Source organism: Pseudomonas sp. LB3P14, assembly GCF_054898045.1.
Window position 1 is genome coordinate 3,459,976 of record NZ_CM142714.1, and the last position, 22,823, is coordinate 3,482,798.

The 22,823-nt window shown below is 59.5% G+C and carries 22 protein-coding genes; 7 read left to right on the plus strand and 15 right to left on the minus strand.

Going from position 1 to position 22,823, the window contains the following annotated elements:
• The first annotated feature begins 34 nt into the window (after window positions 1-34).
• A complete protein-coding gene (locus ACYZT5_RS16035) occupies window positions 35-229 on the plus strand; it encodes a DUF6316 family protein (protein WP_149629284.1) in 195 nt (64 codons plus the stop codon).
• A 122-nt stretch (window positions 230-351) separates the two neighbouring features.
• Here the strand turns inward: ACYZT5_RS16035 and ACYZT5_RS16040 are convergent, their stop codons facing one another.
• Window positions 352-1,536, minus strand: a complete 1,185-nt coding sequence (locus tag ACYZT5_RS16040) for a thiolase family protein (protein ID WP_462051943.1) — start codon at window positions 1,534-1,536, stop codon at window positions 352-354.
• A 104-nt stretch (window positions 1,537-1,640) separates the two neighbouring features.
• Window positions 1,641-3,161, minus strand: a complete 1,521-nt coding sequence (gene pap, locus ACYZT5_RS16045; RefSeq protein WP_462051944.1) for a polyphosphate:AMP phosphotransferase — start codon at window positions 3,159-3,161, stop codon at window positions 1,641-1,643.
• Window positions 3,162-3,401: 240 nt separating this feature from the next.
• Between pap and mnmC the strand changes: the two genes are divergently transcribed.
• From mnmC to ACYZT5_RS16065, 4 genes are all read left to right on the plus strand, one after another.
• Window positions 3,402-5,384 (plus strand): bifunctional tRNA (5-methylaminomethyl-2-thiouridine)(34)-methyltransferase MnmC2/FAD-dependent 5-carboxymethylaminomethyl-2-thiouridine(34) oxidoreductase MnmC1, encoded by a 1,983-nt coding sequence (gene mnmC / locus ACYZT5_RS16050; protein WP_462051945.1) that lies wholly within the window; start codon window positions 3,402-3,404, stop codon window positions 5,382-5,384.
• Window positions 5,385-5,507: 123 nt separating this feature from the next.
• Window positions 5,508-7,280, plus strand: a complete 1,773-nt coding sequence (locus tag ACYZT5_RS16055) for an N-acetylglutaminylglutamine amidotransferase (RefSeq protein ID WP_462051946.1) — start codon at window positions 5,508-5,510, stop codon at window positions 7,278-7,280.
• Window positions 7,281-7,283: 3 nt separating this feature from the next.
• Window positions 7,284-9,029 (plus strand): N-acetylglutaminylglutamine synthetase, encoded by a 1,746-nt coding sequence (gene ngg / locus ACYZT5_RS16060; protein WP_462051947.1) that lies wholly within the window; start codon window positions 7,284-7,286, stop codon window positions 9,027-9,029.
• A 147-nt stretch (window positions 9,030-9,176) separates the two neighbouring features.
• Complete coding sequence (locus tag ACYZT5_RS16065; RefSeq protein WP_462051948.1) at window positions 9,177-10,367, plus strand: osmoprotectant NAGGN system M42 family peptidase; 1,191 nt, start codon at window positions 9,177-9,179, stop codon at window positions 10,365-10,367.
• A 109-nt stretch (window positions 10,368-10,476) separates the two neighbouring features.
• Here ACYZT5_RS16065 and ACYZT5_RS16070 read toward each other — a convergent pair whose 3' ends face one another.
• Entirely contained in the window at window positions 10,477-11,838 is a 1,362-nt protein-coding gene (locus tag ACYZT5_RS16070) for an IS4 family transposase (RefSeq protein ID WP_462050839.1), read from the minus strand.
• Between the two features lie 181 nt (window positions 11,839-12,019).
• Here ACYZT5_RS16070 and ACYZT5_RS16075 point away from each other — a divergent pair, with 181 nt between their 5' ends.
• Complete coding sequence (locus tag ACYZT5_RS16075; protein WP_025212539.1) at window positions 12,020-12,247, plus strand: YheU family protein; 228 nt, start codon at window positions 12,020-12,022, stop codon at window positions 12,245-12,247.
• A 5-nt stretch (window positions 12,248-12,252) separates the two neighbouring features.
• On the opposite strand, the gene csrA is transcribed toward ACYZT5_RS16075, so the two are convergent.
• The 4 genes from csrA to ACYZT5_RS16095 all read right to left on the minus strand — a co-directional run bounded on the left by csrA (window position 12,253) and on the right by ACYZT5_RS16095 (window position 14,091).
• Window positions 12,253-12,438 (minus strand): carbon storage regulator CsrA, encoded by a 186-nt coding sequence (csrA, locus tag ACYZT5_RS16080; protein ID WP_462051949.1) that lies wholly within the window; start codon window positions 12,436-12,438, stop codon window positions 12,253-12,255.
• Window positions 12,439-12,591: 153 nt separating this feature from the next.
• Window positions 12,592-12,924 carry a YnfA family protein gene (locus ACYZT5_RS16085; protein ID WP_416128581.1) on the minus strand — a complete coding sequence of 111 codons (333 nt, stop codon included), beginning with the start codon at window positions 12,922-12,924 and terminating at the stop codon, window positions 12,592-12,594.
• Between the two features lie 64 nt (window positions 12,925-12,988).
• Window positions 12,989-13,804, minus strand: coding sequence for an SDR family oxidoreductase (locus ACYZT5_RS16090; protein WP_462051950.1), 816 nt, complete (start codon window positions 13,802-13,804; stop codon window positions 12,989-12,991).
• Between the two features lie 71 nt (window positions 13,805-13,875).
• Window positions 13,876-14,091: a hypothetical protein gene (locus ACYZT5_RS16095; protein WP_462052363.1), complete on the minus strand. Its 216-nt coding sequence runs from the start codon at window positions 14,089-14,091 to the stop codon at window positions 13,876-13,878.
• Between ACYZT5_RS16095 and ACYZT5_RS16100 the strand changes: the two genes are divergently transcribed.
• Window positions 14,084-14,242 (plus strand): DUF3309 family protein, encoded by a 159-nt coding sequence (locus ACYZT5_RS16100; protein ID WP_172901242.1) that lies wholly within the window; start codon window positions 14,084-14,086, stop codon window positions 14,240-14,242. The genes ACYZT5_RS16095 and ACYZT5_RS16100 overlap by 8 nt on opposite strands.
• A 63-nt stretch (window positions 14,243-14,305) precedes the next feature.
• Here the strand turns inward: ACYZT5_RS16100 and ACYZT5_RS16105 are convergent, their stop codons facing one another.
• From ACYZT5_RS16105 to ACYZT5_RS16140, 8 genes are all read right to left on the minus strand, one after another.
• Window positions 14,306-16,399 carry an LTA synthase family protein gene (locus ACYZT5_RS16105; RefSeq protein ID WP_462051951.1) on the minus strand — a complete coding sequence of 698 codons (2,094 nt, stop codon included), beginning with the start codon at window positions 16,397-16,399 and terminating at the stop codon, window positions 14,306-14,308.
• Between the two features lie 1,025 nt (window positions 16,400-17,424).
• Window positions 17,425-18,030, minus strand: coding sequence for an START domain-containing protein (locus ACYZT5_RS16110; protein WP_462051952.1), 606 nt, complete (start codon window positions 18,028-18,030; stop codon window positions 17,425-17,427).
• 41 nt (window positions 18,031-18,071) lie between these two features.
• Window positions 18,072-18,326 carry a YkgJ family cysteine cluster protein gene (locus ACYZT5_RS16115; RefSeq protein WP_462051953.1) on the minus strand — a complete coding sequence of 85 codons (255 nt, stop codon included), beginning with the start codon at window positions 18,324-18,326 and terminating at the stop codon, window positions 18,072-18,074.
• 165 nt (window positions 18,327-18,491) lie between these two features.
• The gene (locus ACYZT5_RS16120) at window positions 18,492-18,959 is read right to left on the minus strand and encodes a translation initiation factor 2 (RefSeq protein WP_462051954.1); all 468 of its coding nucleotides are present in this window, start codon (window positions 18,957-18,959) and stop codon (window positions 18,492-18,494) included.
• Window positions 18,960-19,048: 89 nt separating this feature from the next.
• Window positions 19,049-20,488 carry an aminotransferase-like domain-containing protein gene (locus ACYZT5_RS16125; protein WP_462035926.1) on the minus strand — a complete coding sequence of 480 codons (1,440 nt, stop codon included), beginning with the start codon at window positions 20,486-20,488 and terminating at the stop codon, window positions 19,049-19,051.
• 276 nt (window positions 20,489-20,764) lie between these two features.
• Window positions 20,765-21,577 (minus strand): OmpA family protein, encoded by an 813-nt coding sequence (locus ACYZT5_RS16130; RefSeq protein ID WP_462051955.1) that lies wholly within the window; start codon window positions 21,575-21,577, stop codon window positions 20,765-20,767.
• Window positions 21,574-21,930, minus strand: coding sequence for a DUF4398 domain-containing protein (locus ACYZT5_RS16135; protein WP_462004556.1), 357 nt, complete (start codon window positions 21,928-21,930; stop codon window positions 21,574-21,576). Before ACYZT5_RS16135 ends, ACYZT5_RS16130 begins: the two co-directional genes overlap by 4 nt.
• Before the next feature lie 9 nt (window positions 21,931-21,939).
• Window positions 21,940-22,776 carry a substrate-binding periplasmic protein gene (locus ACYZT5_RS16140; RefSeq protein WP_462051956.1) on the minus strand — a complete coding sequence of 279 codons (837 nt, stop codon included), beginning with the start codon at window positions 22,774-22,776 and terminating at the stop codon, window positions 21,940-21,942.
• Between the last annotated feature and the right edge of the window lie 47 nt (window positions 22,777-22,823).

The following is a 22,823-nucleotide window of genomic DNA, read 5'->3' on the forward strand; positions in this document are numbered from 1 at the left end:
ATTCGCCAGCAGGAACATCACTCAGGAGATCGCCATGTACGGCAAACGCGCCCAGGACAATGCCCCCGCCACGCACTTTCGCTGTGACCGGGTGTGTCGTGTGAATGGGGAGTTGTATTTCAGCACTCGGGAAAACACCCTGGAGGGGCCGTTTGAAAACCCGGAGAAATTGGCGCGGGAGGTACAGGCTTACATCGAGCGGATGCTGCTTTTGCGTATGAGCCTATAGACCGTGGCGCCTCCATTCGCGAGCAGGCTCGCTCCCACAGGGATCTGGTGTGCGCCACAGATCCAATGTGGGAGCGAGCCTGCTCGCGAAGGCGATGTAACAATCAATAGAAGTTCTGAGGGTTAACGCACAGCTTCGAACAACCCGGTCGCCCCCATCCCGCCACCCACACACATGGTGACGATGCCGTAACGCAGATTACGCCGTTGCAATTCACGCACAAGGTGCCCGACCTGACGCGAACCGGTCATGCCGAACGGATGGCCGATGGAAATCGAACCGCCGTTGACGTTGTACTTGTCGTTATCGATCTCCAGCCGATTGCGGCTGCACAGGCACTGGGATGCGAAAGCTTCGTTGAGTTCCCACAGATCTATGTCGGCAACCTGCAACCCCTTGGCCTTGAGCAACTTCGGCACCGAGAACACCGGGCCGATGCCCATTTCGTCCGGCTCGCAACCGGCCACGGTGAAACCACGGAAGAACGCCTTCGGCTTCAACCCCAGTTCCAGGGCTTTTTCCAGGCTCATCACCAGCGTCATCGACGCGCCATCGGACAGCTGAGAAGAATTGCCCGCCGTCACCGAACCGTCTTCGGCAAACACCGGTTTCAATCCCGCCAAGCTTTCCAGGGTGGTGTTCGGGCGATTGCAGTCGTCGCGATCGACGATGCCGTCAAGGATCTGCACCTGACCGGTGGCCTTGTCTTCAACGCGATACTTCACCGCCATCGGCACGATTTCATCGTCAAACAATCCAGCGGCCTGAGCCTGCGCGGTACGTTGCTGACTTTGCAGCGCATACAGATCCTGTTCTTCGCGGCTCACGTCGTAACGACGGGCAACGATTTCGGCCGTCTGCCCCATCGGGAAATAGAGGCCTGGCACCTGCTCTTTAAGCAGTGGATTGATCAGGTTGTCGGTGTTGACGCTTTTCATGGTCAGGCTGATGGACTCGACGCCACCGGCGACGATGATGTCGCTGCAACCCGAAGCGATCTGGTTGGCGGCGATGGCGATCGCCTGCAAGCCCGACGAGCAAAAACGGTTGAGGGTCATGCCGGCAGTGCCAGTACCCAGGCGCGACAGCACCGCGACGTTGCGACCGATGTTGAAGCCCTGGCCGCCTTCGTTGGAGCCGGCACCGACGATGCAATCCTCGACGCTGGCCGGGTCAATGCCCGTGCGCGCCAACAGTGCGTTGATGCAGTGAGCCGCCATGTCGTCCGGACGGGTCAGGTTGAACTTGCCGCGAAAGGATTTGGCCAGGCCGGTCCGCACGCTGTCGACGATCACCACTTCACGCATGGCATACCTCATTGTTGTTGTCGGTTGAGAGTGGACCGAGCATAAGTCCACTGCATTACCGACCGCGACAATCATTCACCCCGCGTATGCGTAACCATCGCTCACTACTTTTGCTTTTTCACCTTCCTGTCGTGCTTGTCGGACTTGTCGAAAGCCTCTTCCAGCGCCAGGTTGATGGTGCGCAGGACTTTGACCCGCGCCCAGCGTTTGTCATTGGCTTCCACCAGCGTCCAGAGCGATATCTCGGTACTGGTGCGATCAACCATGTCGCCGACCGCCGCGCGGTAGTCGTCCCATTTATCACGATTGCGCCAGTCATCTTCGGTGATCTTGAAACGTTTGAAGGGGATTTCCTCCCGGGACTGGAAGCGCTCCAGTTGCGTCTGCTTGTCGATGGACAGCCAGAACTTGACCACAATCACCCCAGCCTCGGCGATCTGCTCTTCGAAATCATTGATTTCACTGTAGGCCCGCAACCAGTCCGCCGGCGGGCAGAAGCCTTCGATACGCTCCACCAGCACCCGCCCGTACCACGAACGATCGAACACCGTGAACTTGCCCTTGGCCGGGATGTGCCGCCAAAACCGCCAGAGGTAGGGCTGCGCACGTTCATCTTCGGTGGGCGCGGCAATCGGCACGATGCTGTACTGGCGTGGATCGAGGGCCGCCGCCACCCGGCGGATCGCCCCGCCCTTGCCTGCCGCATCGTTGCCTTCGAATACCGCCACCAGTGCGTGCCGACGCATGCGTTTGTCGCGCATCAGGCCTGAGAATCGCGCCTGCTCGGTAATCAGTTGTTCTTCGTAATCGTCCTTGTCCAGACGCTGGGTCAAATCCAGGCTATCGAGCAGGTTGAGCTGATCGACACTGATGGGCAACGGCGCAGCATTGACCTTGTCGGGATGGACCTTGGGTCGCTTCAGGGCATTTTGCAGACCTTCGAGCAGGATCTTGCCCACTGCCAGACTGCGGTAATGAGCGTCCACCCCTTCGATCACATGCCAAGGCGCGTAGTCGCGGCTGGTACGGCGCAACACGCGTTCGCCGTACTTCACGAATTTGTCGTAGGTTTGCGATTGTTGCCAGTCCAGCGGACTGATGCGCCAGCTGTGCAGCGGGTCATCCGCCAGGGCCTTGAGCCGCGCCTTCATTTGCTTTTTGGAGAGGTGGAACCAGAACTTGAAGATCAGCGCGCCTTCGTCGCAGAGCATTTTTTCAAAGCGCTCGGACTGATTGATCGCCTGATCCAGCACCGGGTCCTTGAACAAGCCATGAACCCGGCCTTGCAGCATCTGGCTGTACCAGTTGCCGAAGAAAATCCCCATGCGGCCCTTGGCCGGGAGCATCCGCCAGTAGCGCCATGCCGGTGGCCGCGCCAGCTCTTCGTCGGTCTGTTGATCGAACGTGCGGACCTCGATCAAGCGTGGGTCCATCCATTCGTTAAGCAACTTGACCGTCTCGCCCTTGCCGGCGCCTTCGATGCCATTGATCAGAACAATCACCGGAAAACGGCGTTGCTGGTGAAGTTCGAATTGCGCTTCGAGCAAGGCTTCACGCAGGGCCGGCACTTCGGCGTCGTAGGTTTCTTTGTCGATGGCGTGACCGATTTCGGCGGATTCGAACATGGGACGGCCTCCTTCCAGGATTGAGCAAGACTAACGGATTGGGCAGGTGGACGACGGGGAAATTCCCCATGCTGTTGCACCGTTCTTTGTAGGAGCATGGCTTGCCAGCGAAGGCGCACTCGAGGACGCCTTCGCTGGCAAGCCATGCTCCTACGAAAAGCGGTTCGAGTCCGCACCATCATCACCGCCCGATAATCGGCGATCGGCTAGAATGGCCGCCTTGTCGTTGCCGAGCCTGCCATGAAACCTGTATTGCCCCACGCCCAGCTCGACTGGGACGACCAAGGGCTCCCGCGCTCGCGGGTGTTCGATGATGTGTATTTTTCCGATCTGTCAGGGCTGGACGAAACCCGCTACGTCTTCCTCGAACAGAACGCGCTGCGTGAACGTTTTGCTGCATTGCCGGTGGGCGGGCTGCTGGTGATTGGCGAGACCGGTTTCGGTACCGGGTTGAATTTTCTGTGCGCCTGGCAGTTGTTCGAGCAGCATGCGGTGACCGGAGCGCGACTGCATTTTGTCAGTGTCGAAAAGTACCCGTTGAGCCAGGCCGATCTGCAGCGTGCTTTGGCCCTGTGGCCGGAGCTCAAGCCGTTTGCCGATCAGTTACTCGCGCAGTACGTGGCGATCCATCAAGGCTTCCAGCGGCTGGTGCTGGATAACGGCCGTGTCACGCTGACCTTGTTGATCGGCGATGCACTGGAGCAGTTGCCGCAACTGGACGCGCAAATCGATGCCTGGTTTCTCGACGGTTTTGCCCCGGCGAAAAACCCCGACATGTGGACCGCCGAACTGTTTGCCGAACTGGCGCGTCTGGCGGCACCCGGCTCGACCATCAGCACCTTCACCAGCACCGGTTGGGTGCGCCGCCTGCTGAATGCGGCGGGCTTCAAGATGAAGCGTACGCCCGGCATTGGCCACAAATGGGAAATCCTGCGCGGCGTGTTTCTCGGCTGGCCTGAAGAAGTCCCGGCGCCCGCCGCGGCCAAACCATGGTTTGCGCGCCCAACGCCAATGACCGGCGAACGTCGAGCCCTGGTGATCGGTGCCGGCCTGGCCGGTTGCGCCAGCGCCGCCAGCCTGGCTGCGCGGGGCTGGCAAGTGAGTCTGCTGGAGCGTCACGACGCGCTGGCACAGGAAGCCTCGGGCAATCCTCAGGGCGTGCTGTACCTCAAGCTTTCGGCCCACGGCACGGCGTTGTCGCAATTGATTGTCAGTGGTTTCGGTCACACCCGGCGCTTGCTTGAACAGTTGCAACGGGGCGTCGACTGGGACGATTGCGGGGTCTTGCAACTGGCCTTCAACGCCAAGGAAGCGGAGCGTCAGGCGCAATTGGCCGTTGCCTTTGCGCCTGACCTGGTGCACTTGCTCGATCAACCGCAAGCCGAGGCCCAGGCCGGCATCGCCCTTGAGCACGGCGGATTATTTTTCCCGGAAGGCGGCTGGGTTCATCCACCAGCGTTGTGCCATTGGCAGGCGTCCTCAGTGAACATCCAGTGGTTGCCCCATCGCGATGTACTGGAACTGCGCAAGGTTGATGATCAGTGGCAGGCCTGGGACGGTGATGATTTGCTGACCAGTGCCCCCGTGGTGATCCTGGCCGGCGCCGCCGAGATCAAGCGTTTTCCTCAAAGCGCCGAGCTGCCCCTCAAACGCATTCGTGGCCAGATCACCCGACTGGCGCAAACACTTGAAAGCAAGAGCCTGGCCACCGTCGTCTGCGCCGAAGGCTATGTGGCGCCGGCTCGACTGGGCGAACACACCCTCGGCGCCAGCTTCGACTTCAAGAGCGATGACCTGACCCCGACCCTCGCCGAACACCTCGGCAACCTGGCCTTGCTCGAGGAAATCTCCCCCGACCTGGCCACTCGACTGCATGCTCAAGAACTGGACCCGCAGCAGCTTGAAGGACGCGCCGCGTTCCGCTGCACCAGCCCGGACTACCTGCCGATCGTCGGCCCGTTGGCCGAGCAAGCAGCATTCGCCGACGCCTACGCCGTACTGAGCAAGGACGCCCGGCAAGTACCGGACACGCCCTGCCCCTGGCTTGAGGGTTTTTACGTCAACAGCGGCCACGGTTCTCGCGGTCTGATCACCGCGCCACTGTCGGGTGAATTACTCGCGGCGTGGATCGAGAACGAACCTCTGCCCCTGCCCAGGGCAGTCGCCGAGGCCTGTCATCCCAACCGTTTTGCCGTGCGCCAATTGATCCGCGGAAAAGTCTGACGGTTCGCCTTATAACTTATCGGTCTAAAACTCCGGGGATTCAGCCGGGTCAGTTTCTGAGTACCCGCCGTTTTTGGCGCGTATTGATTGACCCTCCCCAACGGAAAAACCGGTAAGGAATTTATGTGCGGATTAGCTGGCGAGTTACGCTTTGATCATCAACCTGCGGACCTCGCGGCCGTTGAACGAATCACCCATCACCTGGCCCCTCGCGGCCCGGATGCATGGGGCTTTCACAGCCAGGGGCCGATTGCCCTTGGCCATCGTCGCCTGAAAATCATGGACCTGTCGGACGGCTCGGCGCAGCCGATGGTCGACAATCAACTGGGCCTGTCCCTGGCCTTCAACGGCGCGATCTACAACTTCCCGGAACTGCGCACCGAGCTTGAAAGCCTCGGTTATGCCTTCTATTCCGGTGGTGACACCGAAGTGCTGCTCAAGGGCTATCACGCCTGGGGCGAAGCGCTGCTGCCCAAGCTCAATGGCATGTTCGCCTTCGCCATCTGGGAGCGCGACGCCAAACGCCTGTTCATCGCCCGCGACCGTCTCGGCGTGAAGCCGCTGTACCTGTCTCGCACCGGTCAGCGTCTGCGCTTTGCCTCGGCACTGCCGGCGCTGCTCAAAGGCGGCGACATCAACCCGATCCTCGATCCGGTGGCACTCAATCATTATCTGAATTTCCACGCCGTGGTCCCGGCGCCGCGCACCTTGCTGGCCGGCATCGAAAAACTGCCGCCGGCCACCTGGATGCGCATCGAAGCGGACGGCACCACCGAGCAGAAAACCTGGTGGACCCTGCCCTACGGCCCACACGCCGACGAGATGAATCTGACACTCGAAGACTGGCGCGACCGTGTACTCGACAGCACCCGTGACGCGGTGGCGATCCGTCAACGTGCGGCGGTCGACGTCGGTGTTCTGCTTTCGGGCGGTGTCGATTCGAGCATGCTGGTCGGTCTGTTGCGTGAAGTCGGTGTTGAAAACCTGTCGACCTTCTCCATCGGTTTCCAGGATGCCGGCGGCGAGCGCGGCGACGAGTTCCAGTATTCGAACCTGATCGCCAAGCACTACGGCACGCAGCATCACCAACTGCGCATTGACGAAAAAGAGATCATCGAGCAACTGCCCGCCGCGTTCCGCGCCATGAGCGAACCGATGGTCAGTCATGACTGCATTGCTTTCTATCTGCTGTCCCGTGAAGTGGCCAAGCATTGCAAGGTGGTGCAAAGCGGCCAGGGTGCCGACGAGTTGTTCGCCGGTTATCACTGGTATCCACAAGTCGACGGTGCCGCCGATCCGTACGCGGCCTATCGCGATGCGTTTTTCGACCGTAGCTACGACGACTACGCCGCCACTGTGCAGCCGAAATGGCTGACAGCGAATGACGCCGCTGGTGACTTCGTCAAAGAACATTTCGCGCAGCCCGGCGCCGATGCAGCGGTGGACAAAGCCCTGCGTCTGGACAGCACGATCATGCTGGTGGACGACCCGGTCAAACGCGTCGACAACATGACCATGGCCTGGGGCCTGGAAGCGCGCACGCCGTTTCTCGACTATCGCCTGGTGGAACTGTCGGCTCGCGTGCCGGGCAAATTCAAACTGCCAGATGGCGGCAAACAAGTCTTGAAAGAAGCCGCGCGGCTGGTCATTCCGAGTGAAGTGATCGACCGCAAGAAAGGTTACTTCCCGGTCCCCGGTCTGAAGCATTTGCAGGGCGATACGCTGAACTGGGTGCGCGAGCTGCTGCTTGATCCGAGTCAGGATCGCGGCCTGTTCAAGCCCGAGATGCTCGACCGCCTGCTGACCGATCCGCAAGGCCAGTTGACTCCGTTGCGCGGCTCCAAGCTGTGGCAATTGGCAGCCCTGAACCTGTGGCTCAGTGAACAAGGAATCTGATCGATGAAACCCCACGCCACGGCCTACAGCCAGCGCTTGTTGCGCGGTCAGGCGCCCTCGTACGAACGCTTGCAGGCGCGTCTGGCCGAAGACGGCAGCGAATTGGGCGCCGCACCGATCGCCGTGCATTGCGGTTGGGGCCGGTTACTGATCGGCCATACCTTTCCGAACGCGGCGAGCCTGGCCCAAGAGCTGCTCAACGAGCAAACCGGTGAACGCGACATCGCCCTGTACGTGGCTGCGCCTCAGCAAGTGCTGGGGTTGGAGCCGGCCCAATTGTTTCTCGACCCGTCCGACACCTTGCGCTTGTGGTTCAGTGACTACCGCCAGTCCACTCGTGTGTTTCGCGGCTTTCGCATCCGCAGGGCCCAGGGCGACGCAGACTGGCAGGCGATTAATCAGCTGTATCAGTTGCGCGGCATGCTGCCAGTTGACGCGAGTTTGCTGACCCCGCGCCATCAGGGTGGGCCCGTCTATTGGCTGGCCGAAGATGAGGACAGCGGCGCGATCATCGGCAGCGTCATGGGCCTCAATCATCACAAGGCTTTCAACGATCCAGAGAACGGCAGTAGCTTGTGGTGCCTGGCGGTTGATCCGCAATGCTCGCGACCGGGTGTCGGTGAAGTGCTGGTGCGGCACTTGATCGAGCACTTCATGAGCCGTGGGCTGAGTTACCTGGACCTGTCAGTGCTGCACGACAACCGCCAGGCGAAAAGTCTTTACGCCAAGCTCGGGTTTCGCAACCTGTCGACCTTCGCGATCAAGCGCAAAAACTGCATCAATCAGCCGTTGTTTCTTGGCCCGGGTCCCGAAGCCGAGTTCAATCCTTATGCACGGATCATCGTCGAGGAAGCTCACCGCCGCGGCATCGAAGTGCAAGTCGATGACGCCGATGCCGGCCTGTTCACATTGATCCATGGCAGTCGCCGCGTACGTTGCCGTGAATCCCTCAGCGATCTGACTAGCGCCATCAGCATGACGTTGTGCCAGGACAAAAGCCTGACGCACAAAGTGCTCAAGGCCGTGGGTTTAAACCTGCCGGCGCAGCAACTGGCCGGCAATGCCGATGACAATCTGGCCTTTCTCGACGAGCACGAACGAGTGGTGGTCAAGCCACTGGATGGCGAACAGGGCCAAGGCGTCGCGGTGGATTTACGGACCATCGAAGAGGTCCAGCAAGCCATCGAATCCGCCCGCCAGTTCGACAGTCGAGTGCTGTTGGAGAGCTTCCACGAAGGCCTCGACTTGCGGATTCTGGTGATCGGTTTTGAGGTGGTCGCAGCCGCGATTCGCCGGCCTGCCGAGGTGGTGGGCGATGGTCAGCATTCCATCGGTGCGCTAATCGAAGCCCAGAGCCGGCGTCGTCAAGCGGCTACCAGCGGCGAAAGCAAAATCCCTCTGGACCATGAGACCGAGCGCACCTTGCACGCGGCGGGTTATGACTACAGCAGCATTCTGCCGGCCGGTGAGCATCTGTTCGTACGGCGTACGGCGAATCTTCATACCGGCGGCATTCTCGAGGATGTCACGGCGATCCTGCACCCGACGTTGGTGGATGCAGCGGTGCGTGCGGCACGTGCGCTGGATATTCCGATGGTCGGGCTCGACCTGATAGTGCCGGCCGCCGATCAACCGGACTATGTATTTATCGAAGCCAATGAGCGCGCCGGACTGGCCAACCATGAACCGCAGCCAACGGCCGAGCGGTTTGTGGATTTGTTGTTTGCGCATAGTCAGCCGGCGGTCTAACGCTCCCCCCTCACGATCGTTCCCACGCTCTGCGTGGGAATGCAGCCAGGGACGCTCTGCGTCCCAAAAAGCGGACGCGGAGCGTCCGGTGAGGCATTCCCACGCAGAGCGTGGGAACGATCAGCGCTTAACTCATCAGGAGTTTCCATGACCAGCAAAATTCCCGAACCGGATCTGATCTATCTGCAAAAAGTCCTGCTGGAAATGCTCGCCATTCCCAGCCCGACCGGGTTCACCGACACCATCGTGCGCTATGTCGCCGAGCGGCTTGAAGAGCTGGGCATTCCCTTTGAAATGACCCGCCGCGGCACCATCCGCGCCACCCTCAAGGGCAAGAAAAACAGCCCCGACCGTGCGGTCTCCGCCCACCTCGACACCATCGGCGCGGCGGTTCGCGCGATCAAGGACAACGGTCGTCTGACCCTGGCCCCCGTCGGTTGCTGGTCCAGCCGTTTTGCCGAGGGCAGCCGGGTCAGCCTATTTACCGACAACGGCGTGATCCGTGGCAGCGTGCTGCCGCTAATGGCTTCCGGGCATGCATTCAATACCGCCGTAGATGAAATGCCGATCAGTTGGGATCACATCGAACTGCGCCTGGATGCTTATTGCGCCACCCGTGCCGATTGCGACTCTCTGGGGATAAGCGTCGGCGATTTCGTCGCCTTCGACCCGTTGCCGGAGTTCACCGAAAGCGGCCACATCAGCGCTCGACATCTCGACGACAAGGCCGGTGTTGCAGCCTTATTGGCGGCATTGAAAGCGATCGTCGACAGCGGCGAAGAGCTGATGATCGACTGCCATCCGCTGTTCACCATTACCGAGGAAACCGGCAGCGGCGCCGCGGCGGCATTACCTTGGGACGTCAGCGAATTCGTCGGCATCGACATTGCCCCGGTCGCGCCGGGTCAGCACTCCAGCGAACATGCCGTGAGCGTGGCGATGCAGGATTCCGGCGGACCTTATGACTATCACCTGTCACGGCATCTGCTGCGCCTGGCTAGTGACAATGAATTGCCGGCGCGTCGAGACCTGTTCCGTTACTACTTCAGCGATGCCCATTCGGCGGTCACTGCCGGGCACGACATTCGCACCGCCCTGCTCGCCTTCGGCTGCGACGCCACTCACGGCTACGAACGCACCCACATCGACAGCCTCGCCGCCCTCAGCCGCCTGCTCGGCGCCTACATCCTCAGTCCACCGGTGTTTGCCAGCGATGCACAACCGGCCAAAGGTTCACTGGACCGGTTCAGTCATCAAATCGAACATGAGACGCAGATGGAAAGCGATACGCGGGTGCCGTCGGTGGATAGTTTGGTGGGGCAGCGTTCAGACAACTGAGTTTTCGATCGTTCCCACGCTCCGCGTGGGAATGCAGCCCGGGACGCTCCGCGTCCCTTTCGAGAGCTGGAACGCGGAGCGTCCCTGGAGGCATTCCCACGCAGAGCGCTCATCGTTCTACACAACTCTCGATGAGCGCACGCTGGGCGTCTAATGCGATAACAAACTCACGTATTCGTTGCATCCCTATCCACATGGCCTTGGGGCCGGGAGGTCCGTCATTTTTACGCCCCAAGTAGCCTCCCAGGCTCGTGACCAGTAAAACCATTTCTCCTAAAGAAGGGGGCGCAGTGGGCGGTTGGCACCGTTTGACCACGATATAGGCTGCTTTCCACTCCGAAGCCTCAAACACCATCTCGCAGCTTAGATCGGGACAAGCACGTCCCAGCATCAGGCTGTACAGCACACGCCAGGTCGTGATCAGGTACAAACCAATGCAGGGCAACAACCGTTCCTCGGTCTCCAGCTGCAATCGACTGACCTGACAACCATTCTTCAGCACATTGAAAAACACTTCGATAGACCAGCGTACCCCGTACCACTCAACCACGGTGCTCGCCTGCTCCAGGCTAGTGACCGGCAGACTGGTCAGCAGCAGCCACTCCAGAGGTTCAACACCGTCTATGGCGTTTTCTTCACGGGCCAACACAGCATTGATCGAGACGCTGGGCAATTTATAACCCGGCCTGTCGGGGGCACGCAGGGTCACGGTTGCCGCGCGCAAGGTGACATCAGCCAGTCGGGCGGGGCGCTGGGGACGAGCTTTGACTTCAACCTTGAGTGTTCCCAAGGACGGTGCCTGATCCAGTGCCGACCACAACTTCCCGTTGTCAGCCCCCAGCAAGCGCCTGTCTTGAGCCGCCCGCACGATCCATTGGGCCTGCGTGTCTGGAGCGAATTGCTGATAATCAACAAACCATTCGTACAGATCACCCTCAGCATCGGCGAGGTTGACCACCAGGGTCTGCGGTAGCTGCCCCTGAATCGCGCAACTGGTTTGATAACTGTCAATCCAGCGCTGACTCTCTTTCTCATCAATCCCTTTATCTCGGCGCTCATGGCGGGGGCTCGGTTTATCGCGGCTCCACCACTGAGCATCGACGACGCCCAGACAAATACGTTCGGGGGTAAAGGCAATGGTTGGGTGCAGACGTCGAGAAAACTTCTTCTGCGCCTTGATCGTGCCCATCCCTTTGGGACCGAGATTGACCCATTTGTCCATCTCGGTCGTGTCTTGCGCCAACAGCACCACGGGACTGCTTTGCATCCGTTGCAGGGTCGCGTCCTGATGGGGCCGCAACACCTTCTGGAACGTGACTTTCTCATTATCAAGAAATCGATAGGCCGCCGTGGTTTCTGCCAGCCCTCGACAAGCGGTCGGGATGCTGTTGCCGGGATGATCGGCTAGGCGTCCTAAAAAGCTGGCGAGCCTGGCATTTAAACGGCCATCACCCAAGTCGGCGGTTTTCATTTCGTCCTGTGCCCAATTCAATCTTCGTTCTCCATTTCTTCGAGTTTCAAAAATACTTGAAAACAGAGTTATGTAGAACGATGAGCGCAGAGCGTGGGAACGATCACTAACACGTGAGACCGAGGCTAGCCGCAACCTCCCATTCGCCGTAGCATCGCGACATTGTTTAGCCGAGGTGCCCATGCTGATTCCCCACGACCAACTTGAAGTCGACACCCTCACCCGCCTGATCGAGGATTTCGTAACCCGTGACGGTACGGACAACGGTGATGACACGCCGCTGGAAACCCGTGTTCTGCGTGTTCGCCAGGCATTGACCAAGGGCCAGGCGCTGATTGTCTTCGATCCGGACAGCGAGCAATGCCAGTTGATGCTCAAGCATGATGTGCCCAAGCACCTGTTCGACTGAGGCCTTCAGCGCCCTTTGTTTTTTGCCCGTTTGAGCTGGATGCGGTCGTAGACCTCGGCACGGTGCACGTTGACGTTCGGCGGCGCTTCGACGCCGAAGCGCACAGTGTTGCCGTTGACGGCGACAATGCGCACGGAAATGTCGTCTCCGATGGAAATCAATTCGCCCACAACGCGACTGAGTACAAGCATGACATTCATCCTTCAGGGTTATCGGACCCTGAAGATGCCCCGCGTGCAGCGGCTCTTCAATGCGCTGACAGACAATCAGTCCCGCCCTACAGCACAGGACGAACGCCTCCTAAGGAAACGTCTGACAAATCCTTTGAATGAAGGACCGATCCTTCAGGCAGCGGAGAATCGTGGGCCGAAAAGGATGACGCTCGCCCCGATTACACACAACGCCACGCCGATCCAGTCCGAGCCCAGCGGACGAATCCGCTCGACCACCGCCAGCCATCCAATCGACGCGATGATGTAGATGCCACCGTAAGCGGCGTAGGCGCGACCGGCGTAGGTCGCTTCGATGCGGGTCAGCAGCAGCGCGAACAAGGTCAGGCTGAGCAGAGCCGGCACAACCCACCAGGCGCTTTTGCCCTGGCGTAGCCACATCCAGAAGGCAAAGCATCCGGCGATTTCAAACAGCGCGGCAAGGAAAAACCACAGGTAATTGAGCATGCAAACGTCTCGCGAGGATGGCCGATTGCGGCCACCCTAACGACGGTGGTGTGCACGGGCAAGCTCAGCCTGCGGTTTGTTTGGCCTTGGCGCGCATTTTGTCGGCCATGACGGTCATTTCGTCGTAGAGCAATTGCGGGTTCTTCTGCTTGAGTGCCCAGGCCATACGGCCCTGTTCGTGCGGCAGAATCATGAATTCGCCGGCCGCGATGTGCTGGTAGATGTAATCGGCAATGTCGGCAGCGGTGATCGGCGAGCTTTCCAGCAACTTGCCGACCTGGGCTTTCATGGCCGGCGTCGGGCCACGGAAGGAGTCCAGCAGGTTGGTCTGGAAGAACGACGGACACACCACATGCACGCCGATTTCCTGCTGCGCCAGTTCGACCAGCAGACTTTCGGACAACGCCACCACGCCAGCCTTGGCGACGTTGTAGTTGCTCATGGCCGGGCCTTGCATCAGGGCTGCCATCGACGCGATGTTGATGATCTTGCCTTTGCTTTTTTCCAGCAGCGGCAGGAAGGCCTTGCAGCCCTTGACCACGCCCATCAGGTTGATCGCGATTTGCCAGTCCCAGTCCTCCAGGGACAGCTCACTGAAGAACCCGCCCGAGGCAACACCGGCGTTATTGACGATGACATCGATGCCACCGAGTTTCTCTTCGCAAGCTTGGGCGAAGGCGGTCAGCTGGCTGTAATCGCGCACGTCACAACGCTGGATAAAACCATCACCACCGGCGTCACGCACCAGCTTCAGGGTTTCCTGCAGACCGGGTTCGCTGACATCCGACAAGGCCAGCTGCCAGCCTTCACGCGCCCAGCGCAGCGCGATTTCGCGACCTAAGCCCGAGCCCGCGCCAGTGATCATCATGCGATTTTGCATAGCAAACAGCCTTGTAGTTCCGGGGAAGATGCATCGAGTGTAGCGAAGGACAATGCCCGACCCACGCTCCATCAGATTGCTGAATGGCCCGAGCAAACCGCGGGAGCGCCTGAACCAACTAGAGTATTAAAAAACGAAATAAGCCTTTCTTCGAAAAACATTAAAAAAACTTGGAATTTTCCTTCATACGCGACAGTCGGATTTTGTAAGCAGCCTGGTTTTATAGCATCCCGGCTGACACTTAAACGCCAGGTAATCCAGAACACTTCCAACAAGGAAATAGACATGGGCACAATTCTTATCGTAATCCTGATCCTCTTGCTGATTGGTGGTTTGCCGGTGTTCCCGCACTCCAGAAGTTGGGGTTATGGCCCGTCGGGTATCATCGGCGTCGTGTTGGTGGTGCTGTTGATCCTGCTGTTGCTCGGCAAGATATAAAGGTTTTAGCAGGCAAAAAAAGAGGCCCTTTTTGAAGGGCCTCTTTTTTATTGCGTCAAATTTTTAGTCCGGCTTGCCGTCAACCACACCCGCAGTATTGTCCAGCAGGCTCTTGGTCGCCGTCTGCAGGAACGCTTCGAGCTTGAGCTTGAGCTCAGCGGTACGCGGCGCATCCGGAACGATCTCGGCGTGAGGCTTGGCGCCCAGTTCGTACTGGTACATCTTCGGCGCCATTGCCTTATCCTGGGGCAAAACCAGAACCTGGTCAGCCGTGACGATGGCGGTGGTCTGCTCGCTACCCGATGGCTTGATCACGCCAAAACCAGTGTCGCCTTCAGGCAGGTTAAGCAGGTCGCGCCCCCAGCACTGATGACGCACTTCGCCGCCAATACGGCCCATGATGGTCGGCACGATGTCGATCTGCGTGCCCACGGTGTGGTCACGCTGGCCGAACTTTTCCTGGATGCCCGGTGCGATCATCAGCATCGGCACGTTGAAGCGGCCCAGGTCCATTTCGGTGATCTGACGCTCGTTGCCAAAACCGTGGTCGCCGACGATCACAAACAGGGTTTCCTTGAAATACGGCTCCTTGCGGGCTTTTTCAAAGAACTGGCCCAACGCCCAGTCCGCGTAGCGCATGGCAGTCAAATGCTCGTTCAGGCTACCCCGATCGGTCACGCGCTCGACCGGCAATGGCGTCGGCAAGGCGTATGGCGTGTGGTTGGAGAGGGTTTGCAGCAACGCATAGAACGGCTTGCCGTTTTCCCGCGCCTTGAGCTCAGTCAGACCTCGGTCGAACATGTCCTGGTCGGACACGCCCCAGGTCGGATCGGAGAACACCGGATTCACAAAGTCGTTACGACCAATGAAGTTGGTCATGCCCTGGTTGCTGAAGAAACCCGACTGGTTATCCCAGGCGAAGTCGCCGTTATAGACATAGACATCACCGTAGTCACGGGCGCTGAGCAATTGCGGCAGGCCGGACAACTTGTGGCTGCCTTCCGGCGTCTGCATCAGGTATTCGAAGCCCGGCAAGTTCGGGAAGCACGCCATGGTGGCGAACATACCCTGGTGGGTATGGGTCCCGTTGGAGAAGAAGCGGTCGAACATCAGGCCCTCCTTCGACAGTTTGTCGAGGTACGGCGTGATGTTGCCCGGTGCGCCCAAGGCACCCACCGAGTGACCGGCCATGCTTTCCATCAGGATGACGACGACGTTCTTGATCGGCAGGGTCTTGTCGGCCGGCGGCGTGTAATCGCGACGCACTGCTGCGGTTTCGGTATCCACCAGTTTGTCGTCCGCCATCACCAGCATGTCACGCACCACTTTCTGCGCTTCAGGCTGTGGCAGGGTGGCCTTCCAGATGTTGTCGCGATCTTCGGACATCCGGCTCTTGGCCGCTGCGACCAAAGACAATGTGCCGTTGAGGCCCAACTGGTTGGCGAAGTTCGAGTCGGTGGTGTAGACGTCACCCCAACGCAGTGGCGGGCCCTGACGCAGCGTGCCACGAGCGGCCACCACGCAGACCAGCAGGCAGACGACGAACACCGCGATGCGCGCATACCACGGGGCGATCTGGCGCGTGCCGATGCTGCCGCCGCTGAATGGACCACGAGGACGGGTGGCGCGGTCGGCGCCCTTGAACGCCAGGGTCAGGATCAACGTGCCCACGGCCCAGGCCAGCAGGTAGCGAACCACCGGGAAACCATACCAGAGCATGCTCATTACGGTTTTCGGGTCTTCCTTCACATACTGGAAGACCAGGCCGTTGAGGCGCTGGTGGAACTCGCGGTAGAAATCCATCTCCATCAGGCCGAGGAACAGCGCGATGCTCGAGGCAATGGTCAGCCAGAAACGGAAGAACCCGCGTGCGGCCATCGCTCGGGCGCTGAACAGCGCCAGCAACAACGGAATACTGAGATAGACCACCAGACGCAGGTCGAAACGCAAACCGTTGGAGAACGCTTCGAGAAAGGTCGAGGCCGGTGTGTCGAGGATCATCTCGCGGTTGTAAACCAGCAGCGCAACGCGCAGCAGGCTGAACATGACCATCATGACCAGGGCACACAGCAGCGTGTAGGCCAGATGCGATTTGACGGTCGGTTGCAGCAGGCGACTAGAAGCTCGCTGCTGACTCAGGGCGTCCGGGTTTGCCATGTCGTTTTAGGACCCATTGGAAGTTGAAGTTTCAAAAATACAGCGGCGCCCTGCCCTCTGTTGGCCAGTTCTCGGCCCCGGGGCTTGCGCGGTGCGCAAATGTTGCACGATCAACCGCGGCATTGCCATTGATTACTGCCCGGCATGTTTGGCGCGGGCGAATTGTCTTGGAGACTTTGTGAAAATTTCGTGCAACGCGATATCCGGAAACACAATAAAGGCCCCAGATCCTGATGCCTGTTAGTTCGGGGGTATGTCCGGTTCTGTTGTGACGGCGGCTCTTTGGTCGGGGGCATATCCGTTTCTTCGGTAACGGCCGCTGGCGGTTTCGCTTTTACAGCGAGTCACTTTCGAAAAGCGCGAAAGTAACCAAAGCGCTTTTGCCCCTTTCGTTCGGCCCTTCGCCTAGGCTCAGGGTGCCCGCGCTCCGGTCCTGCTCCGTGGGCCCGCCGCGATCGGCCATCCATGGCCGTGCGCGGCTAACCCGGCATCCATGCCGGGTTGCCCACTGCGCAGAACCTCCACTCGGCCTCTCGAGGGGGCGTACACCGCCAAAGCGAGGCGGCCTACCGGCCGGCCTGGCTTCAAGTGAACGCATTTCCCTGTAGGAGCTGTCGAGCGAAGCGAGGCTGCGATCTTTTGATCTTGCCGTTGCTGTTGCTGTTGCTGTTGCTGTTGCTGTTGCTTTAGCTGTAGATCCGCCGCCCCTTTCCCAGAGGCCGAATGCAGGCGTTGCGCAGGGGGCACCGCGGCAAGGATGCCGCGGTAGCCGCCCCCGGCCATGGATGGCCGATGGCGGCGGGCCCCCGGAGCAATGCCGGAGTGAGGGCATGCCGAGCCAAAGCGAGGCACCGAATGGCGGGGCAAGAGCCCTTGATTACTTGGGGCTTTTCCAAGTGACTCACTGTAAAAGCGAAACCGCCAGTCGCCATGACCGCAGAAACGGATATGCCCCCAATCAAATAACCCGCCATACCCAATAAAAAACGCCCCGAACCAGTCAGGGCGTTTTATCAAAAGAGCAATTACTTCTCAGCGCGTTCTTTCAGGGCTTTCAAGGTATTGAACGGCGCATCGACCACAAACTTGTTGGCCACCATCGACGGTATGCTACCGCCCGGCTCGGTGTGCACCTGATAGGTCACTTCAATCTGGTCACCCTTGGGCACGAACTTCCAGAAACCGTCGACCTTGGTCACCCGCACAAAGCCTTTTTCCTCAGGAATGTACTTCGGCACACCTTCGAGCTTACGGGTAAGACTGCCATCGGCACCCTCGACGGTGATCACATGCAGCACCGAGTCACGCTCGGTGACCGGCCAAGGGGTATTGAACTGGGTGTAAGTCCAGCTCTGATCACCTTCATGTTTGAGCAACTTCTGGGTCTTGCATTCGTGAATCCAGGCGCAGGCCCCTGGCACGTCTTCCTGCAATGCGCGCAGTTTGGCCAAGGTGGTCTTCATTAGCGTGACACCACGGTAGGCCTTGTAATCGGAACCGGCCACCTCACTCAAGGAGACCTTGATACCGTCCTGTTCCTTGGCGACTTTCCAGTCTTCGGCGTGGGCGGCCGTGGTGGCGAGCATTACCGTCAAACCACACAACACAGCCATACGATGCAGCGAACCCATAATCTTATTCCTTATTGTTGAAGTTCCGTTCGTTGGACACATCACGCCGCCGTCATTTGCTCCCACCAACCCAGCAATTTGATCGCTTCGTCACTGCTGTTTCCGCAGACTTCGATGTCGGCTTCGAACGCCGAACACACTGCAGGACGTTCCGGTTTGCCGAAAATACCGCAAAGGTTTTCGGCAGAGAGTTGTATGCAACGTTCTCCGGCGGCTTTGCCCTTGGGCATGCCGGGAATCGGTGAACTGATGGAAGGGGCAATGCAACAGGCGCCACAGCCTTCACGGCATTTCATGACGACGAGCTCCTCGCGACGGGCGATGTGTTAATGGACGTGGCACAGAGTAACCGCTAAAACGCTTGTTTAAAATTGCCTGGACCCGGGTTTTTTCGCTCAAACGAGCGTGACTGACCAGTCTCCGACAAAGCGTCTGGCCAGCGGGTCACAGATGGGAAGGAATTACCGCTTGAACTCGAATTCCAGCGCTGCGCCTTCGACTTCACGGCGCTCTTCGTTGCGCAGTTGCAACTGCATTTCGTTGCTGATCAACCGTCCGTTGAGCTGAAACGGCGTGCTCTTGTCACCGAACATTTGTGGCAACACAGCGTCGTGCCGGGGCAATGGGACCGTACCGATCGGTTTTAGCTCCTCGGCCATGTCCTGAGGCAGGCTCAAATCCAGGTCGACCGAAGGAAGTTTGGTTTTCACGACCTCACTGGCGGGTTTGGACTTGGAGGCAATCGGCGGTCGTTTTTTCACCGCTGCCGCTTTCTTTTTGACCGGCGCGGCTTTTTTGGCAGGAGCCGGTTTTTTCGATGTGGCGCTGGCTGCCGGCTTTTCCTGAACGGAAGCCGCCATGACGCCTTCGGCCTGGAAGGTTATCAGCAGGCAGATCGAAAGCCAGACGGCAGGGAAAATCGATTTCATGGACCCAACGGCGCAAACGGCAGGAGGCCATATGCTCGCCTGTTGCAGGCAACATGACAAGCACGGACAGGCATAACCTGCCCGCCCCGTTACAGGCCGCCAGCCATCTCCTGACAGAGCTGGGTGGCGAGCATGCCCAGGGTCATCAATGCACGTTCGGCTTCACGGTTCCAGGGTGTGCCGCAGTTCAGCCGTATGCAGTGGTTGAACTGCTCGGTGTTACTGAAAATCAGCCCCGGCGCGATACTGATGCCCTGCTGCAACGCACGAACGTGCAGCTCTTGCGTGTTGACCCGCCCCGGCAGGCTGACCCACAAAATGAAGCCGCCGGTCGGCCGGGTCATCTGCGTGCCTTCCGGGAAGTATTGCTGCACCGCCAGCTGGAAAGCGCTGAGGTTCTTGCGGTACTCCTGACGGATGTAGCGCAAATGCCGGTCGTAACCACCGTTCTCCAGATAGGCCGCAATGCCCATTTGCGTGACGCTGCAGGCCGAATGGGTACTGAAGGTCTGCAAACGCTGGATTTCCTGCTGGTACTTGCCGGCAATCATCCAGCCAATCCGCACGCCCGGCGACAGGGTTTTGGAGAAACTTGAGCAGTAGATCACCCGGTCCAGCCGATCGTAGGCTTTAAGCGACTTGGTGCGACCCTGCTCGAACATCAACTCGCCGTAGATATCGTCTTCGACAATCTGGATATCGAAATCCGAGGCCAGACGCAGCAGTTGCTTTTGCCGCTCTTCAGGCATGGTGCCGCCCAATGGATTGCTCAGGCGAGTGGTCAGCACCAGCGCCTTGATCGACCACTGGTTGGCCGCCAACTGCAGGGCTTCGAGGCTCATACCGGTGGCCGGATCACTGGGGATTTCGATGACCTTGAGGCCCAGCAGGTCAGCCAGTTGCAGCAAACCGTAGTAGGTCGGCGACTCGGCGGCGATCAAGTCGCCCGGCCGGGTCAGCACGCGCAGCGACATCTGCAAGGCATCGACGCAGCCGTGGGTAATCACCACTTCCGACGGATCGACCACCACGCCGGCATCGCGCATGCGAATAGCAACCTGACGGCGCAATGGCTCAAAGCCGGGGCTGAACATGTAGCTGAAAGCCCGCGGGCTATGGAAACGGGTGACTTTGGCCAGTTGCTGATGCAGCGCCCGCACCGGCAGATAATCAACGCTCGGTACGGCCGCGCCCAAGGGAAACACACCTTCGCGGCGGGATTCGACCAGGACTTGTTGGATGATGCTGCTGCGAGTGACCAGGCCGGGACGTTCGACCCTGGCGATGTCCGGTGTCGGCGCGGTCAGGGCCGGGGTCTGGTGCACGTAGTATCCCGATTGCGGCCGGGCACGGATCAGCCCCTGATCCTCGAGGTTGGCGTAAGCCTGCAACACCGTCGCGTGGCTGACGTTGAGCTGCGAGCTCATCTTGCGTACAGAAGGCACGCGCTCCCCCGGTTGATAGACGCCACGGCGGATGTCTTCGGCCAGTTGCTGAGCAATACGTTGGTAGAGCAAGAGATTGGTCATGACGCAGCACTCGATTTCACGGGCATTTTATTCTTGTGTGAAACAATACCGGAACAGTTTAGAAGTGTACTGGGACAGTTGCCACAATAGTCGACCGTACAGTGCAGTGTCAGCAAAAACTGTACTGTTTTGTGAGTTGATTAGCAGGCGTAAAAAAACCCGGCGCTGACGGGCAGGCCGGGTTGTAGGAGCTGTCGAGTGAAACGAGGCTGCGATCTTTTCAGGCCCACTTGAGTATCAAGAGCAAGATCAAAAGATCGCAGGCTCCGCCAGCTCCTACCGGGCAGCGCCGAGCTGGCCTTTTTCGTCGGAGAACACAATTTCCACCCGACGGTTCTGTGCCCGGCCCCGTTCGGAGGCATTCACGTCCACCGGGTATTCATCGCCATAACCTTCGACCTGGATGCGTTTGTCGTCGATGCCCAGATCCATCAGCACGTTCGCTACCGATTGCGCACGGTCGCGAGACAGCTTGAGGTTTTCCTGCTTGCCGCCGGTACTGTCGGCGTAGCCTTCGATGCGCACCACGCGCTTGGGGTTAAGCTGCAGGAACTGCACGATCTTCAACACCACGCGGTTCGCCGAGTTTTTCAACTCCGCTTCGCCCGTGTCGAACAGCACATCGCCCAAGGTCATCACCAGGCCACGGTCGGTCTGGGTGGTCGCCAGCGCGACAATCTGTTCTTCGAGCCACTTGCCCTGCTGCTGCACGCTGAGCAATTTGGATTCGCGCAGGGCCAGTTGCAGGCGCTGACGCTCCAGTTCGAGCTTCGCTGCACGTTCTTCGTTGAGCACCTGATTGGTGTGTTCGCGCGCGATTTCGCTGTAGCGCTCACTCAGGTAAGCGTAATGCAACACGTCCGATCCACTGCCCCAGTAGCTGGACAGACGATCGGCGCGGGCCAGCGACTCACCCGCGCGAATCACGTCCTTGGGCGCAATACGCAGCACATTGGAGTCTTCCTTGACCTTCTGGAAGTCAGTACTGGCTTGCTGCAACGCGGCCTCGCTGTGCTGACCGGCACAACCATAGAGACTTACGCTGCCTGCCAGGATCAAACCGCCGAGTGCTTTGGTCTTGAGGCTCATTGGGCATCTCCCAGTTGCTTGCGCAGGCGAGTGATGCGGGTATTGAGCACGTTCAACTGCTCCTCGCTCTTGAGGGTCAGTACCCGGGCTTCGGCCAGGCGCGCGTCCAGCTCGGCCTGCTCGGCCCGCATGCGCGCGTTCTTGAAGGATTGGTCGTTCATGCTGCCCTTGGCGCGGTTGAACTTGTCTTCGGCCAGTTTCATTTCCGGCACGTCGTCGGCAGTGGCGCCCACGGCCTTGGCCTGCTCGAGTGCCTGTTCGGTCAGGCGCATTTGTTCATTCGGCGCCGGATCGGCTGCACAACCCGCCAGAGCCAGAACGGCCAGGGCAGCGAAAAGAGGTCGAATACTCACTAAAAATCCCTACTGTTTTGGGGTACTGACAGGTGGCTGCTGCGGTTGTGAGACTTGCGCCTTCCAGCGCTCGATATTGCGTTGCAGCACGGCTTCCGTCAGTCCGGACGCGGGCAATTCTGTCATCTTTTTGGCCAGCTGTCCGCGCAACCACGGATCGTTGCAGGCTGAGTTGTGGGAAACCGCGAGGAACAGGCCGGGTTTGTCGATCGGTTGTGGACGGGCGATCAGGTCGTTGGCCAAGTTAAGTGTCTGCGCGGCCGCCATGCCCGAGTAGCGTCCGGCAAGGACAAATTCCACCTCGCCCAGCAGCAATTTCTGAAAGGCCTGGGTCAGGTTGGGAGTACGAACGAGGGTCAATTGCTGCTCGGCGAACGTGCCAAATGCCGGGGTCATACGAGACTTTTCCGACAGCGCGCCGGGATGACCGTGAAGGTCCTGCGCTTCGTTGTAGACCAGTGTCGAATCTTTGCGGGTCCAGACCAGGTAATCGTTTTCCAGTATCGGAGGATGAATGTAATCCAGGGTTTCCAGCTCACTGACCGTCAACGGCGCGTCGGCCAGCATGTCCATGCGCCCGCTGCGCACTTCATCCAGGGCCTGGGAGCGTTTGCCGGCATAAAGCAATTCGACCTTGATGCCCAACTCCCCCGCCACGTGCTGCAACAGATCAGCACTGGCGCCGATCAGGTGCTTGGGGTTTTGCGGGTCTTGCCACAGGTACGGTGGCGCATCCGGGCTGCCGGTCACCACCAGGCGTTCGCACTTGCCCGCAGCGACGGACAGCACCGGCAACACCGTCAGACCCAGCAGCAATGACCAGCCGTAAACGCGGCGCAGATCCATGGCAACACTCTCCCACTCAAATCCGGAACAAAAAAAAGCCCGACCAA

Bases quoted from the DNA above. Each gene is read 5' to 3' on its own strand.
- ACYZT5_RS16035 (WP_149629284.1), top strand. From the start codon at position 35: ATGTACGGCAAACGCGCCCAGGACAATGCCCCCGCCACGCACTTTCGC.
- ACYZT5_RS16040 (WP_462051943.1), bottom strand. From the start codon at position 1,536: ATGCGTGAAGTGGTGATCGTCGACAGCGTGCGGACCGGCCTGGCCAAA.
- pap (WP_462051944.1), bottom strand. From the start codon at position 3,161: ATGTTCGAATCCGCCGAAATCGGTCACGCCATCGACAAAGAAACCTAC.
- mnmC (WP_462051945.1), top strand. From the start codon at position 3,402: ATGAAACCTGTATTGCCCCACGCCCAGCTCGACTGGGACGACCAAGGG.
- ACYZT5_RS16055 (WP_462051946.1), top strand. From the start codon at position 5,508: ATGTGCGGATTAGCTGGCGAGTTACGCTTTGATCATCAACCTGCGGAC.
- ngg (WP_462051947.1), top strand. From the start codon at position 7,284: ATGAAACCCCACGCCACGGCCTACAGCCAGCGCTTGTTGCGCGGTCAG.
- ACYZT5_RS16065 (WP_462051948.1), top strand. From the start codon at position 9,177: ATGACCAGCAAAATTCCCGAACCGGATCTGATCTATCTGCAAAAAGTC.
- ACYZT5_RS16070 (WP_462050839.1), bottom strand. From the start codon at position 11,838: ATGAAAACCGCCGACTTGGGTGATGGCCGTTTAAATGCCAGGCTCGCC.
- ACYZT5_RS16075 (WP_025212539.1), top strand. From the start codon at position 12,020: ATGCTGATTCCCCACGACCAACTTGAAGTCGACACCCTCACCCGCCTG.
- csrA (WP_462051949.1), bottom strand. From the start codon at position 12,438: ATGCTTGTACTCAGTCGCGTTGTGGGCGAATTGATTTCCATCGGAGAC.
- ACYZT5_RS16085 (WP_416128581.1), bottom strand. From the start codon at position 12,924: ATGCTCAATTACCTGTGGTTTTTCCTTGCCGCGCTGTTTGAAATCGCC.
- ACYZT5_RS16090 (WP_462051950.1), bottom strand. From the start codon at position 13,804: ATGCAAAATCGCATGATGATCACTGGCGCGGGCTCGGGCTTAGGTCGC.
- ACYZT5_RS16095 (WP_462052363.1), bottom strand. From the start codon at position 14,091: ATGTCTATTTCCTTGTTGGAAGTGTTCTGGATTACCTGGCGTTTAAGT.
- ACYZT5_RS16105 (WP_462051951.1), bottom strand. From the start codon at position 16,399: ATGGCAAACCCGGACGCCCTGAGTCAGCAGCGAGCTTCTAGTCGCCTG.
- ACYZT5_RS16110 (WP_462051952.1), bottom strand. From the start codon at position 18,030: ATGGGTTCGCTGCATCGTATGGCTGTGTTGTGTGGTTTGACGGTAATG.
- ACYZT5_RS16115 (WP_462051953.1), bottom strand. From the start codon at position 18,326: ATGAAATGCCGTGAAGGCTGTGGCGCCTGTTGCATTGCCCCTTCCATC.
- ACYZT5_RS16120 (WP_462051954.1), bottom strand. From the start codon at position 18,959: ATGAAATCGATTTTCCCTGCCGTCTGGCTTTCGATCTGCCTGCTGATA.
- ACYZT5_RS16125 (WP_462035926.1), bottom strand. From the start codon at position 20,488: ATGACCAATCTCTTGCTCTACCAACGTATTGCTCAGCAACTGGCCGAA.
- ACYZT5_RS16130 (WP_462051955.1), bottom strand. From the start codon at position 21,577: ATGAGCCTCAAGACCAAAGCACTCGGCGGTTTGATCCTGGCAGGCAGC.
- ACYZT5_RS16140 (WP_462051956.1), bottom strand. From the start codon at position 22,776: ATGGATCTGCGCCGCGTTTACGGCTGGTCATTGCTGCTGGGTCTGACG.